Below are 14,651 nucleotides of genomic sequence, written 5' to 3'. Positions count from 1 at the left end.
ATAATAAATTCATTTTGAGGTGAAGAAATGTATAAAAAAATCGCAGTTGCAGGAACGGGATATGTTGGTTTAGTTGCAGGCGTGTGTTTTGCTGAAATGGGGCACAAAGTTACTTGTGTAGATATTGATGAGGACAAAGTAAAACTTCTGAAATCTGGAGTTTCTCCAATTTTTGAAGAAGGATTGGAAGAACTTATGAAGAAAAATCATGCTGCAAGTCGAATTGATTACACTACAGATTATCAATCGGCATATAAAGATGCTGAAGCTGTGTTTCTCGGTGTTGGGACTCCCGAGAAGGTCGATGGGTCTGCGGATCTTTCCTATATAGCAACCGTCGCTAGACAAGTAGCTGAATCTGTAGAAAAAGATTGTCTAGTAGTGGTGAAATCCACAGTACCTGTGGGAACTAATGATAAAGTGGAACAATTCATCCAGGACTTCTTAGTTAACGACGTAAATGTGGAAGTAGCTTCTAACCCAGAGTTTCTTGCTCAAGGGTCTGCTGTTCATGACACCCTTCATGCGGAAAGAATTATTATTGGTACAGAGACAGAGTGGGCTGAACAAATGTTGAAAGAAATCTATGAACCTTTCAATCTTCCAATAGTTTCTGTGAACCGTAGATCGGCTGAAATGATTAAGTATGCTTCTAATGATTTCTTGGCATTGAAGATTTCTTATATGAACGATATCGCGAACCTTTGCGAATTAGTTGGCGCAGACATTAAAGATGTTGCAGAAGGTATGAGCTACGATGAACGTATTGGTTCGAAGTTCCTGAATGCTGGTATCGGCTTTGGAGGGTCATGCTTCCCGAAAGATACACAAGCTCTTGATTACTTAGCTCAGCAAAATGGCTATGAGCTTAAGACAGTGAAGGCAGCTATTGATGTAAATAAAAATCAAAAAACTTCCCTTTATAGGAAAGCAAGTAATCGATTGATTACGTTTAATGGTCTTAAAGTTGCAGTCTTAGGTTTAACCTTCAAGCCGGGAACGGATGACCTGCGTGAATCGCCATCACTTGATAATGTACCTTTACTATTGGATCAAGGTGCTGAGATCTATGCATATGATCCAGTAGGAGCAGACAACTTTGCAAAAGTTTATCCCGAAGGTCCTAACCGTCAGGGTTCGATTACGTATGTTAATAACGTAGAAGAAGCATTAGAAAATGCTAATGTTTGTTTTGTGTTTACGGAATGGGGCGAAGTAAAAGCTGTTACTCCAGAGCTGTACCGTGGCTTAATGCGTACACCGTTAGTCTATGATGGCCGGAATATCTATGATATCGAAGAAATGAAAAAGGCTAAGGTAGAGTACCACTCAGTTGGTAGAGAACCAGGGAGAGTGGAAGTGACGAGAGGAGAAGCATATGAGCTACAATCCACTAGATCCTAATAAAACTTATCTTGTAACCGGCGTAGCTGGCTTCATTGGTTATTACCTCTCGAAGAAACTGCTTGAGGAAGGGTGTAAGGTAGTCGGGCTTGATAATATGAATGATTATTATGATGTAGGACTTAAAGAAACACGTCTAGGTTTACTGGAACCGTATGACGACTTTTCATTCCTTAAGAAAAACTTAGCAGATAAGGAAGCTATTGATTCAGTCTTCAAAGATTATCAACCCGATATTGTTGTTAATTTGGCAGCCCAGGCTGGTGTACGGTATTCTATTGAGAATCCAGATGCTTACATGGAGAGCAATGTCATTGGCTTCTATAATATTTTAGAAGCTTGTCGTCATAACCCTGTAGATCATTTAGTCTACGCGTCATCTAGTTCTGTGTATGGAGCGAATAAAAAGGTTCCTTTTGAAGAAACAGATTTTGTTGATCATCCGGTGTCCTTATATGCATCGACTAAAAAGTCGAACGAGTTGATGGCTCATACCTATAGCCATCTTTACAATATCCCTGCAACGGGCTTAAGATTCTTTACAGTATATGGCCCTATGGGGCGCCCGGATATGGCTTATTTCGGATTCACAGATAGATACTTCTCAGGGGAACCTATAAAGATTTACAACAATGGTGACTTTGAAAATGATCTTTACCGTGATTTTACTTATATCGATGATATTGTAGTTGGAATTGAGCGACTTTTGAGCAATGAGCCGAATAGAGAGCAAGGTGCTCCGCATAAAGTTTTCAATATTGGTAACAACAGTCCTGAAAAGCTAATGACGTTTATTGAATCATTAGAAAAAGCACTAAGTAATGCTCTAGGAGAAGATATTGAGTTTAAGAAAGAATATGAGCCTATTAAGCCAGGCGATGTACCTGCTACTTATGCTTCTACTGATCAACTACAAGAAGCTGTAGGGTTTAAGCCGGAAACGACTATTCAGGATGGCTTGCAGAAGTTTGCTGACTGGTATGTGGATTACTACAATAAGAAGTAAATTCTATTGACTGACACCATAAAGTTAGACAATTAGGATGGAGTAACACCAATATTTTCGAATTGGTGTTACTCTTTTTTTTATTATAATTTATATTTTTATATGTTCATATAAAATATATGAAGATCAAGGTCTCATACCCGGTACATTAACATTCTAAAAATATTAAAATTTATAATATTAAAAATCTACCAAAAGGTGGTTGGTTATGGTAAATTATTAAGATTTTATACCTATAAAAAACACTTGTATTGATTAGTCTAAATGTATTAAGGAGGAATTAAATGAAAAAGTTTAGTAAGAAATGGATTGTCAGTTTAATGATGTTAACGGTTAAGAATATGGATATTACTCAACTAGATAAGAGTACAATCCCTAAGGTTCCCTTATGATTGGAGGTTCTCCTTGCCAAGGGTTTAGTAATTCTAATAGGAAGAAAGGAAAGAATTACTTGGATGACCCTAACAACAAGCTTGTTAAGGAATACATCAAATCCATTAAGGCGAATGAGAATTGCCAGGTCTTCGTTCTTGAGAACGTCCCACAAATCTTTAGTGCTGGAGAAGGTCAGTTTAGAAATGAAATTTACGATGCTCTTAGTGATTTTGAAATCACGTCTGGTATATTAACAGCAGCGGATGATTACGGTTCGGCTCAATTGCGACGGAGGGCTATCTTTATTGGTTCGAAAATAGGTAAAATTGAATTACCTGAACCAGAAGTTACTCCTGAGAACTATATGAGTGTTCGAGAGGCATTTGATGGAATCACGGACGATATTGAAAACCAAATTGATTACTCCATACCAAGACAAAGCACGATTGATAGGATGGAATGCATTCGTCCGGGTGAAAACTGGAAAGCCATCCCCGAAGAACTTAAGACTAGCAAGATGAAAGAAGGAAGTGGTCCACATAGTTCAGTGTATCGTCGTTTAGTGATGGATGAACCATCGATTACGATAACAAATGTAAGGAAGTCGAATATTACACACCCTATTCTAAATCGTTCTCTTACTATTCGAGAATGCGCCAGACTATTCGGATTACCTGATAGCTTTGCCTTTAAAGGTAGTCTCGATGCTATGCAGCAACTAATTGCCAATTCAGTACCAGTGGATATGGCACGCTCGATAGGTAATGTGGTTAAAAAAGCGATAACGCAATTCAACATCAGAAACAAAGATGTCGCTTTAGTGTAAACATGAAATTATAAGCAAAAAAGCCAGTAGCTATTTACTGGCTTTTTTATATATGGTTTCAATAAGGATTAGTGAAGATGCTTAAAGATATCATCACTTCCCCGCCCCCTTAGCCAAATCATATATGAATGCTTCGAGGAATTATGGGTTTTTTTATCGCTTATGAAAGAAATGCATTATCATTTAAGGGCAAAGATGAAAGTCTTTGAAAACAATATAAAAGGAGCGATTTAAATGAGTGCATTTGAAGCATGGGGAGAAGCGGGCGTAAACTTTATTAATTTATCCGAAGAGGAAATTGTTCAATTAAGGAACAAACCAGACGAAACGATTCCTGTTTTAATGAGGAAAGGCAAAGTGAAGTTAAACGGAACGGTATTCTTCCCTCCAGAAAATGATGATAATGATGATTTGTACGAAGGTCATGATACGGAAATTGAAGGGATATTCAACCCACAGGACATTTTAGATATTGGACAACGTTTCCCGAAATAAATCATGTATTATTACAGCAAATTACTATCCATAAGATTGTCGCTTTTGTAAGTAAGAAATTATAAGCAAAAAAGCCAGTAGTTATATACTGGCTTTTTTATGTGCCGTGCGATTCTCTTGTTATCGGTATTTTACCAGGCAAAGTTAAAGACATTGCCCATGGCTTCTCTTACCTCGTTGATGGAACGAAGCGTTTTAATTTGACTTGTTATGGCTTGAAATACTTCTTCGCGGTTCTTATAGTCAATGTGGGCAAGTTCTGTGTTTAATTCATGCCTTACTTGTTCTTCTGTGTATCCATCAAGGATAGCTGCAACTAAACTCACAATGTGGTTTTTAGTCTCATTAACTGCTTCCATCCGTCCCCACTTGGTCTTGAAACCATTATATTCTTCCATGATTCTACCTCCTAAAGGGTCATCAGAATCCATGAGATTTATCAAGTGTTGCTCAAAAACCTCTTCTTCTTCATCATTTAATTCAAGGTATTCATCAATAAAAGCTAGTATAACCTCTTTGGTGCTTTCCACAGGGTCATGTACTGAATACAACATATAAAAAGATTGGTATTTCATAAGTGGTCTTTCTTCTTCATGGTGCTTCATCTTCCCTACTAGAGCGATGGCAGCAAGGTTGTCAGCGCGTTGGAGCAGGGTTTCTCTCCATTCGAAATCTTTCAAATGTTTCTTTCTATAATGGTACTGGGAAACAAACGGTAGTTCGCCCTCTACCGAACCGAGTACAAATTCGTCAGGAGTGTTTACCGGGCATCTGTCGGATAAAATGGCTAATGGTATATACTCCACTTTATTTCCTTTGTACTCCTTGTATTCCCTTTTATAAGGAAAGTAATCTCCGTACAAACCATACAGACGACAGAAGTATTGAAACATCCGTTGAGCGAACTTATCATGATACTCCCCTTGGCGATAGGATTGAAACTCAATATGGACAACAAAGACGCTGTTCGAGTTACCTTCATCAGTATTTCCTTTCGGAGGGCAAAGTAATACAGTATCGTAAAAAAGTTGATTGTGCATGTGGGCCATATCATTTATGCCTTCTGTCACCATTATAGATTCTGAAAGGTCCAACCATTCACATAAATCTGGAAAGGTTAGCTGAACTAATCCTTCGGGAGCAATTTTTGAGAGTTGCTTAAACAAGAAGTCGTGGTCTTTATATTTAGACACCTAAGGGTCACCTCTTTGTATGATTTGGTTATTCGTTCTCTTAGGTGGTGTATCCATCTAGTGTTGCTGATGGTTTAAGTTTACCATAAATTTCATGTAACATTAATTGAATTTTCAGAATTGTAGGTATGAATAAGCGAATAACTTCTTCCTCTCGCGCATTTGTATGTTTTTGCCTTCATTGATTAGATGCGATTCCTATCTACTACAAGGGTGATTGTGCCGCTAATTGGAGTTATAAAGAAATCAATGGGAGTAACTTCGAAAATAGAAGGTCACTTGTTCAATAAGGGGTTCTTTGAATAACTACTATATAAATCAATGATTGGAACGGGGGTACTGAAAGGTGCAAATTTTTAACATTAGGGAAAACATAGGGAAAACATGAGGATTGGGGCGACCTTTTTTTCCGGCAAAGCCGGTTATGGGGATACATCTTAGAAAGACATTAAGAAAACACTTAAGATATAAATAGTGATATTTAAGATGAAGCAATCGATTGGATAACGAACCAAACCATTGAGAAAACAGGGGGAAACCACTAAGAATGATGGAACGGTCCTCTCCGTGATTTACATCTTAGCTTTTCCAATTAAGATAGAAACGGAAAGTACTAAGATAGAACTGAGTTATATACCAAGACTTATAAGAGCTGTGTATTCGAGGATTTCTCTTGGGAGGTTGCTGATGAATCAAGTACATCAAGTAGTATTGTATCTAATATTCAAGACGCCCTGTCTAATGTACAAATCCCTTTACAGGTAGCTAGTCTATTCTCTGGAGCGGGTATCATGGACCAAGGGTTCAAGGAAAGTGGATATGACATACAGTACGCTGTTGAAATGGATAGATCCATAAAGGAAATTCTTTGTTTCTCCTTTTTTTCTCAAGTCGTTTTACAATCTATAGGAACCAAAAATATCATAAAGGGGAATGAACAATGAATCTTAAAACCAATCACTTTATTAAAGGACAGGAAATCGAAATTGGAGATATTTTAGAAGGGGAGACCATGTACCCTCAATATGTAACCATCAACGATGATGGAAAATTGGTTACAGAATGCATCCGAAGAGAAGGGAAGGATGGAGATGGGATATTTGAAAGGGAACAAATCACACGAATGGATATATGGCATGATTTAGATGTCATCTTGAGTAGCTTAACCCTTATCCCAGCTAAATCTAGGAAAGTACACATGGAATAATGGGTTCAAATGCTATCTTCTTTACCAAAAATTAAATTAAATGAGGAGTTTTTTATAATGAAAAGTAGGTTTTGTCTAAATTGGATGGTTTTACTACTCGTTATGACCCTGGGGGTTCTTTCACCATTTCAAGCAGTTCAAGCTGCATCCAAAGAGTTTGTAGATGTAAAAGAAGGTTCGGTTTATTATGAGCCTATTCAGGCTTGGGCTGGAGAAGGAATTATCAGTGGGTATGAGGATGGGACTTTTAAACCTGGAAATCATATAACTAGAGCAGAAGCTGCGATAATCTTAGCTGATCTGTTTAACCTTAATACTGAGGATGTACCTGCTACATACCACAAAGATGTTAAACAAGGGGTCTGGTACTCTAAGGCCATTAATGCCTTGGTTGATGAAGGAATTTCTTCTGGAATAAGTGAAGAGAAATTTGGTCCTAATGAGAAAATTACTAGAGCCATGCTTGCCAGATTTATTGTAGAAGGATATAACCTGGAATTGAAAGGCGATGGAGAAACGCCATTTACGGATGTAAAGTATAATGTATGGTATACTCACTCCATCAAAGTTTTATATTCACACGGTTTAATATCTGGAACCACGCCAACGACGTTTGAGCCCAATGCCCCAATGAAACGTGCAGATTTTGCTTTACTATCCTATAATACAGAATCTAAATACGGAACTCGTTTCCTGGAAATTGATGAAATCGAGCCGCAAAATGCAAACAAAATCACTGTTATATTTACAAATGATACCCGAACAACTATTGAATTAGACGAGCCGTTGAAAGATGGAGAAAACGAATTATCTTTCACTTATAAAGGTAAAGTTTTTGAGGTCACCTTGGATTACGATGCTCCAGACACAGAAGCCCCAGTGTTATCTTCTGAAGGGCTTTCTAGCTATTATATCCAGGCGGGATTGGAGTTCATCCTTCCACAAGTGACCGCTGCAGATAATGAAGATGGAAATGTAGAAGTGCTTACAAGCATTGAGAATAGTAGTGGGGAAGAAGTAGAAAAATTGGATACAAACAGTTCAGACACTTATACAATTACCTACCAGGCAAGTGATAAAGCAGGAAATGAATCTGAGCCTGTCGTTGTAACGGTTAAGGTTAAAGACCAGGTGGCAGAAGTAGAAGCTAAAGATCGTAAACATCTAAATGTTACTTTGCCAAATGGCACCATTACAGATATCACTTTGGAAACCGCTCTGAAGCATGGAGATAATGAAGTTTCTTTCCAGGTTGAGGATGAAGGATACAAGATGATAGTGAACTACGATGCAATAACTCCTGCCATAGAAGCTGCGGAGAAAGCCATAGCCGAGCTTCCAAATGACATTAATCCTGAGGATGAAGAAGTGGTAGTAGCAGCGCGTACCTTGGTAGAGGAAGCGTTGGCCATGGATTCATCTATTTCTATAAAAGGAATTGAGAAGTTAGAACAAGCTGAAAAGATGATCGAATATTTTAACGAGGGTTATCTTTCTCTTAATAAAACACGTGATGAATTGAAACCAGGGTCTACTGTTCAGTTAAACGCTACAGTTACACCAGAACTCCCTACAATGGCTTATTCCTGGAGTTCCAGTGATCCTTCTGTTGCGACAGTTTCAGAAGATGGGTTCGTAACCGCCATTAAAGATGGTCAGACAACGATTACGGTTAAAGCAGCCGGAGGTAAAACAGCAACAAGTCAGATTACCGTAAGAAACAAGCCGTACCTAACATTTAGCAACGGAACTGTAACTATTAACAACGTTATTAAAAAAGTGAATACCTCTTTCAATAACTATAGTCACAGAAACGTAACGGTTGAAAAAATAGAAATCTATGAAAACAATAAGGTGAAATCTGTGTACATCAATAGTTCGCTTAAGAATAATGGAATAGATACGGAAATAGGTTATATGGAAAAATTCGACCTCAGTATTTCCTATAATTTTGGCGGTCTAAGGACTACAAATGATAATAAATTAAAATACACCATTAGAGATGGAGAAGACACCTTTGAGTATGAATTTTCCATCCGCTAGAGAAAAACAAACCTGGCCTAGCTGGGTTTGTTTTTTTTAAATAAAACACTTTATTATCAATTAAACGATCTAATTGGTAAACATATAGATACATAAGTTTGAAATTGGATATTCCAAAACGGTAACCCCGAATAGGAAAGAAGCAGTCAGATATCCATAAAATAAGGTATAATATAACATCTCCCCACCGTTTCATGGTAAAATATGTGTCGGTATTTCACTTAAAACGGAGGCTTTAGATGAATCTATCCAAAGAGACGAATAGGAAGTTTAGGCCGGAGATTGAAGGGTTACGCGCGATAGCTGCCCTATTAGTTGCCGTGTACCACATCTGGCTGGGAAATGTTTCAGGTGGAGTGGATGTGTTCTTCGTTGTATCCGGATTTTTAATAACAACATCGCTTTTAAATATGTATGAAAGAACGGGTAAAGTTGACGGCATTGGATTTCTCCTTAAACTAGGGAAGAGGTTATTTCCAATAGCCTTTGCGGTACTCGCATTTGTCATTATTACGAGTTTTTATTTCTTACCTCAAACGCAATGGGTAACCATTATTAAAGAAGTCGCAGCTTCTTTAATCTATGTAGAGAATTGGCAGCTGGCCAGTAATTCAGTTAATTATTTGGCGCAGAATAACGCCGCTAGTCCTGTGCAGCACTTCTGGGCGATGAGTACCCAGTTTCAGTTTTATATCATTTGGACCTTAGTACTGCTAACTGTAATAGGGATTGCAAGGAAATTAAATAAGAATATTAGAGTTCTATTTTTCTATACTTTAATCGGGATGTTTGTCGTATCCATTGGCTATTCCGTGTATATGACGGGCGTTAATCAACCGTGGGCTTATTTTGATACGTTTGCGAGAGTATGGGAATTTGCCGCTGGCGGAATACTTTCCTTGCTTATTGCCCATATTTCTTTTAATAAATGGATGAGCGTAGTGGCTGGCTGGATCGGGCTGCTTGGCTTAGTTACCTGCGGACTGCTCTTACAGGTGGGGACGATTTTTCCCGGCTATGCGGCTCTTTGGCCGGTGATGTGTGCCGTTTTAATTTTAATCGCGGGAAACAGTGGTGGAAAGCTTGGCGTCCATCATCTCCTCAGTGCGAAACCTTTAGTGAAGTTCGGCGGGATTTCGTACGGTTTTTATCTATGGCATTGGCCGCTGTTAGTACTGTATTACAACATCACGGGGAATCAGACCGTATCTGTCGTTCACGGTTTATTAATCATTGGACTCGCCATAGTCGTTGCGTATGCAACTACGAATCTAGTAGAGAAACCAATCCGAAACAGAAAAATACAATCTAAACCGAAATTAGCACTCATCTTACTTGGAATCGCTATTCCTGTGGTGGTTTTAAATGGATCCTGGACGTATTACGTAAAAGATACACAAGCGGCCTCTGCTAGTGTTGAAATCACGAATACAGATTACCCCGGAGCTGAGGCGATGGAACCAGGTAAAGAATTTAGTACCGATGAACCGTTTAGGCCCACCATCTTACAAGCAAAGGACGAAGTGCCGATAAGTTACGGTGATGGGTGCCACCAGGGGATGGAAGAGTCAGAAGTGATCATGTGTGAATATGGAGACGTCGAGGATCCGGAATACACCATCGCTTTAGTTGGGGGTTCTCATAGTGCACATTGGTTAGCTCCATTGAAAATATACGCGAACAACAATGATATAAAAATATTGAACTACACCCGGAGTGCATGCAGGTTCTCCAGCGAATCTTATCGATTGACCACGAAACTCGATCAGGAAACGTGCGCTGAGTGGAATGAAACGGTGATGGATAAATTAATCGAGAAACAACCGGATTTAGTTTATACACCGGCCGATGCTACGGAATGGGAAGGCATACCAGAGGGCTATGTCGATCAGTGGAGAGAACTGAATGAACATGATATCAACGTGTTTGCCCTGAAAGACAACCCGAGAGCTGAGTTTGATATCCCGACGTGTATTGATAAGAACGGTCCAAATGCTGAAGAATGTATAACGAAGAATAACCTTGAGGATTTATCAAATGAAGTCGATCAGCTAAATCTCGACAATGTGTACTATGCTGATTTGACGGATAAATTCTGTAATGAGGATGAATGTAAGCCGATTATCGGAAATGTACTCGTTTACCAGGATGGTCACCATCTAACGAGAACGTATGCAAAAACGTTGGCGCCTTATGTGGGCGAGAAAGTAACGAAAGCGTTGAATCATTTTTATGATGAGTAGCCGGATTATATGGTTATGGGAAGAGCACCTCTTTTGGAGGTGCTCTTTTTAATGTACGCGGTAATCATGTGAATCCTTCCTCTATTGCTTAAAACCGGGATTTAATGTAATTGTTTGAATTTACTAATTTCACCATTATAATTAAAAGAAAAAAGGTGGAGATATAATAGTGAAAATTCCTGTAAAACCAATAGTAGATATAGCGAAGAAAAACGGCCCACATCTGATTAAGCAATATGGACCTTCTCTCTTGGGGGCGATTCCGAAGGGTTCTTTATCAAAAAAACTACCTCACCATAGAAGAGAAAGATTTAATACACATGTAAAAGAAACACTTCAAAACTTAGATTCCTATAATAGAGAACAGTTAATCAGTCTCGAACTAGAGGTAGAGGAGTTTTTATTGCAAATCGAAGATGAAAAAGCAAATAAAAGAGTACCACTTAATCCGAGGATTAATAAATGGAAAGATAATTAGAAAAATATACTTAGACAGGTTTCAGCGAAAAGAAAGAATAAAGATTATATTGAATATATCAAGATATATAATAATCCAGATTATCATAGTGAATATTTCGTAGGTTATGAAGGTCATATTAAAAAGTACAAGGAACTGATTAGAAAAGAAGAACAGAGAGAGTTAATAGACTATATTATAAGTCAGACGGGGAAAAGTGAAGAAGAAATAAATAGAGTGATATTTTAATCTTTTAAATCATGGAAATTCTAAAAACTAGTTTCTTAAATTTAATGCTGGGAGTGTATTTGGTTGAAACCCAATTTATTTGATTACGCGACTTCAGAACTTTCTCAAGATGCCTTTCTTAGCTGGTTCGTATCATTTGCTTCTTCTGAGTTTAAGGACTTATTCCCTTTGTTACACCAAGCGTCTATAGAATTTCTAGAAGAGTTGTTTGAGTTGCATGACCTTACATTACCCCCTATAGAAACCATTGATATTACGAAACAGTTTGGCAGTATAGATATTCTAATAGAAATCAATAATCACTGGGCAATTTTGATCGAAGATAAAACATTCACTAAACAGCACTCCAATCAATTAAAACGATATAGAGATCATATGCAGCAAGAAAGACCCCATCTTCATCAAGTTCCTATCTACTTAACCATTAATGAGCAAAGCAATCTTCAACCTGTACTTGATGCTGGATATCAAGTCTATCCACGGTCGCAGTTCCTGCAGTTATTAAACCGCCACAAGCATATCACCAGCGATATTTACCAAGATTACTTAACATATTTAACTAAAATAAATAACTCATTTTATCGATACAAAGATGAACCATTCAATAATTGGAAAAAAGAAAATTGGGTTTGGTTTGGTGTTTATGAGTCCCTAAGAAGTGCAGGTATTGAAGGGAATTACGGTTATGTGGCCAATCCAAGAGGGGGCTTCAATGGTTTTTGGAGCAGATTAGACATAGATCATTCATTATCTCCTTACATACAATTAGAAAAGGAGAAGCTTTGCGTGAAAATAAAGAGGAATGACCCTGAATTTGGAATTAAACAATTAAGAAGGTGTTCATCGTATTTAACAGAAAACATTGATGAACTGACACGTCCGGCACGTCTCAAAGTAGGAAAATCCATGACAGTAGCTGTAGCAGATTATATAGTTACAGACTCTGTTGATATAATTGATGTGGATTCAACAGTAAGAGTAATAGCGTCTTTGAAGGAAAAGATAAGAAATCTTGGTTTGATTCCTTCTGCAAATCTATGAGGTTAAGGCGATTGAGTACGAGATGGGGCTTATGCCTAACACGTATACTGTAGGACTTGTAGGTGAAAGAGATAAAAATCTTTATGAGAAATTAATAGAGAATGGCGCTGTAAAAGTAAATCTGCTGGATGAAAATGAAGAAGTGATTAAGTCAAAAGTAATTAATACCTTTGAGATAGACATGTGACCAGAAGATATATAATGGAAAAATCTCAAGCTAGGAAGGGTAAACCACTGATCCCCGGAGGCCCGGGACCACACGTTTTTTCATGCTATTCATATTCTAAGGAGAAGTAAATTTGGATAGGGGAGAATCAGGTGGGAGATTTAATTCCTTTTCGACCGTCAGGAAAAGAAGGACCTGACGATGTTTTACAAAGCTACAGAATGCATGTGAGGAAGCTGCAGGAAGCGGAAACAAGAGCGGAAATGAATTACCATTATCATCAAGCCAAGAACATCCTTGAAAAGGCAGGATATAGGTTAGAAGATTGAGGCCTTTAAGTTTTGTTCGGATATAGGCCATTGGTATTTCAGAATGCGGCAATGGAGCTTCAAGCATCCCAAAGGGGGTGCTTTTTTATTTTGGAGATTATTATAAGGTAAACGTAATGCTCGGGTAGGGTATTATTTACTAGGTTCTTTATACTTCATAAATAGTAATTATTGTATATTTCAGGTTTACATAAATATTACTATCTTATAACATGGAGATTACGAGTCTTGTTCATGCATACATAGGAAAGAGCATTCCACTGAAGATACCTATCAGAATAAGGTTGCTCGTGGTTTCGTCTTCTGTATGAGGTGAAACTTCCTAACTTTCGAGTACATGGTCTTTAGGCTCAGGAAAAGTGATGCAGATTATTTTAATATATTCGCAGCATCATAGTCCTATAGTTTTCCAAACCAAAATCTAGATAAATCCATTTTAGGAGGAGATAAGAATGAACAGTAAAAAAATAATCGTTTCTACCGCGCTAACCGCATCCCTTGCACTTGGTGGGACATTCGCAGCGCCGAACGTTATGAATACAAATGTGGTACAAGCAGAAACATCCTTCGATCTTACACAGGATTATGCGGATCAATTAAGCAATGAAAATACAGCTTTTGATTCAGTCGTTGATGAACTAGGAGAACCGGATCAGCAAGATAATATAGAAGGTATTCAGTCTGCTTCCTGGACAGACGGTGATGGAGATTTCTTAACCGTGAGTACGGGTATAGACGGTGAGAACGTTGAATCCGTCGTGTTCTCTGAATCTGGAGATATGGATTTTGAAAGCGTCGATGCTGACCTGGCAGCAGCATTTGAAGAGATAGAAGCTGGTGATTCTTATGAAGATGTGGTGGATATTATCGGCGCAGAAGGTACCAAAGGTGCTTCAAGTAAAGCACAATTTGAGGATATGAGCTCTACATCTTCCGTTTACACGTGGCAGACAGAAGACTTAGACATCCTTTCTGTGGCTTTCTCTGATGGTGGCATGATTGCGATGACGTTATTCAGTGATGGAGAAACGGAAAACTTCGTAGCTGACGGCCCAGAAGTACCGGAAGAAGAGAATGATGATACCGATAATGATGCAGAAGAAGAGCCTGCTGAAGAAGAAAATAACGACAGTCAGGAAGATTCCGCTGATGAAGGCTCTGAAAGTGAAGAGCAGGAAGATCAGTCCGGTGATGACAGTGAGCAAGAAGAAGCTCCTGAATCCGAAGAAGAGAATGTTTCTGAGGAAGACTCCGGTGACATGAAAGATGAAGAAGCTGCTAATGATGAAGCATCTAACGAAGAAGCAGCAGATGAAAATGAAGAAAGCGCAGAAGAAAAAGAAGGCGGCGAGCTGCCAGACACTTCTTCTTCCCTTCCGCTTGGAATGTTAGCTGGTTTGGGTGTAGCGCTCCTGGGAGCAGTAGGCCTGGGCATTCGTAAGACTAAATCTCAATAATGAAGAAGGCAGGCGTTTTAACGCCTGCTTTTTTTTATGGATAAAGGGCGGGGATGTGATAATTCGTAGACTGAGAGTGTTAATGTTTATTATAGGGATCATATTTGTGAATAGCGCCCTCATGGAATAAACTATAGAGAGTATCAGAGTAGATGGAGGT

General features: G+C 38.5%; 14 protein-coding genes. 13 read left to right on the top strand and 1 reads right to left on the bottom strand.

Annotation, left to right across the window (positions count from 1 at the left end; all coding sequences use genetic code 11):
• The first annotated feature begins 27 nt into the window (after positions 1-27).
• The 4 genes from ACTWP7_RS17440 (at position 28) to ACTWP7_RS17425 (ending at position 4,106) form a co-directional block, all read left to right on the top strand.
• Positions 28-1,404 carry a UDP-glucose dehydrogenase family protein gene (locus tag ACTWP7_RS17440; protein ID WP_443124304.1) on the top strand — a complete coding sequence of 459 codons (1,377 nt, stop codon included), beginning with the start codon at positions 28-30 and terminating at the stop codon, positions 1,402-1,404.
• Positions 1,379-2,410, top strand: coding sequence for a GDP-mannose 4,6-dehydratase (locus ACTWP7_RS17435; RefSeq protein ID WP_443124303.1), 1,032 nt, complete (start codon positions 1,379-1,381; stop codon positions 2,408-2,410). The genes ACTWP7_RS17440 and ACTWP7_RS17435 overlap by 26 nt, the downstream gene beginning before the upstream one ends.
• A gap of 388 nt (positions 2,411-2,798) precedes the next feature.
• Complete coding sequence (locus tag ACTWP7_RS17430) at positions 2,799-3,611, top strand: DNA cytosine methyltransferase (protein WP_443124302.1); 813 nt, start codon at positions 2,799-2,801, stop codon at positions 3,609-3,611.
• Between the two features lie 234 nt (positions 3,612-3,845).
• Positions 3,846-4,106 carry a hypothetical protein gene (locus ACTWP7_RS17425; protein ID WP_443124301.1) on the top strand — a complete coding sequence of 87 codons (261 nt, stop codon included), beginning with the start codon at positions 3,846-3,848 and terminating at the stop codon, positions 4,104-4,106.
• 131 nt (positions 4,107-4,237) lie between these two features.
• Here ACTWP7_RS17425 and ACTWP7_RS17420 read toward each other — a convergent pair whose 3' ends face one another.
• Entirely contained in the window at positions 4,238-5,299 is a 1,062-nt protein-coding gene (locus tag ACTWP7_RS17420; protein WP_443124300.1) for a hypothetical protein, read from the bottom strand.
• A 710-nt stretch (positions 5,300-6,009) separates the two neighbouring features.
• Between ACTWP7_RS17420 and ACTWP7_RS17415 the strand changes: the two genes are divergently transcribed.
• From ACTWP7_RS17415 to ACTWP7_RS17375, 9 genes are all read left to right on the top strand, one after another.
• Entirely contained in the window at positions 6,010-6,243 is a 234-nt protein-coding gene (locus ACTWP7_RS17415; protein WP_443124357.1) for a DNA cytosine methyltransferase, read from the top strand.
• Entirely contained in the window at positions 6,240-6,506 is a 267-nt protein-coding gene (locus ACTWP7_RS17410) for a hypothetical protein (protein ID WP_443124299.1), read from the top strand. The genes ACTWP7_RS17415 and ACTWP7_RS17410 overlap by 4 nt, the downstream gene beginning before the upstream one ends.
• 57 nt (positions 6,507-6,563) lie before the next feature.
• Entirely contained in the window at positions 6,564-8,549 is a 1,986-nt protein-coding gene (locus ACTWP7_RS17405; protein WP_443124298.1) for an S-layer homology domain-containing protein, read from the top strand.
• 239 nt (positions 8,550-8,788) lie between these two features.
• Positions 8,789-10,792, top strand: coding sequence for an acyltransferase family protein (locus ACTWP7_RS17400; protein ID WP_443124297.1), 2,004 nt, complete (start codon positions 8,789-8,791; stop codon positions 10,790-10,792).
• Between the two features lie 169 nt (positions 10,793-10,961).
• Positions 10,962-11,270 (top strand): hypothetical protein, encoded by a 309-nt coding sequence (locus ACTWP7_RS17395; protein ID WP_443124296.1) that lies wholly within the window; start codon positions 10,962-10,964, stop codon positions 11,268-11,270.
• A 291-nt stretch (positions 11,271-11,561) separates the two neighbouring features.
• Positions 11,562-12,539, top strand: a complete 978-nt coding sequence (locus ACTWP7_RS17390; protein WP_443124295.1) for a PD-(D/E)XK nuclease family protein — start codon at positions 11,562-11,564, stop codon at positions 12,537-12,539.
• 31 nt (positions 12,540-12,570) lie between these two features.
• Positions 12,571-12,726 carry a hypothetical protein gene (locus tag ACTWP7_RS17385; protein ID WP_443124294.1) on the top strand — a complete coding sequence of 52 codons (156 nt, stop codon included), beginning with the start codon at positions 12,571-12,573 and terminating at the stop codon, positions 12,724-12,726.
• Positions 12,727-12,857: 131 nt separating this feature from the next.
• The gene (locus ACTWP7_RS17380) at positions 12,858-13,034 is read left to right on the top strand and encodes a hypothetical protein (protein ID WP_443124293.1); all 177 of its coding nucleotides are present in this window, start codon (positions 12,858-12,860) and stop codon (positions 13,032-13,034) included.
• Between the two features lie 452 nt (positions 13,035-13,486).
• Positions 13,487-14,491 (top strand): LPXTG cell wall anchor domain-containing protein, encoded by a 1,005-nt coding sequence (locus tag ACTWP7_RS17375; protein WP_443124292.1) that lies wholly within the window; start codon positions 13,487-13,489, stop codon positions 14,489-14,491.
• The last annotated feature ends 160 nt before the right edge of the window (positions 14,492-14,651 follow it).

It is taken from the genome of Halobacillus sp. B29, assembly GCF_052246755.1.
GTDB lineage: Bacteria > Bacillota > Bacilli > Bacillales > Halobacillaceae > Halobacillus > Halobacillus halophilus.
This window is presented reverse-complemented; position numbering and strand designations above follow the sequence as displayed.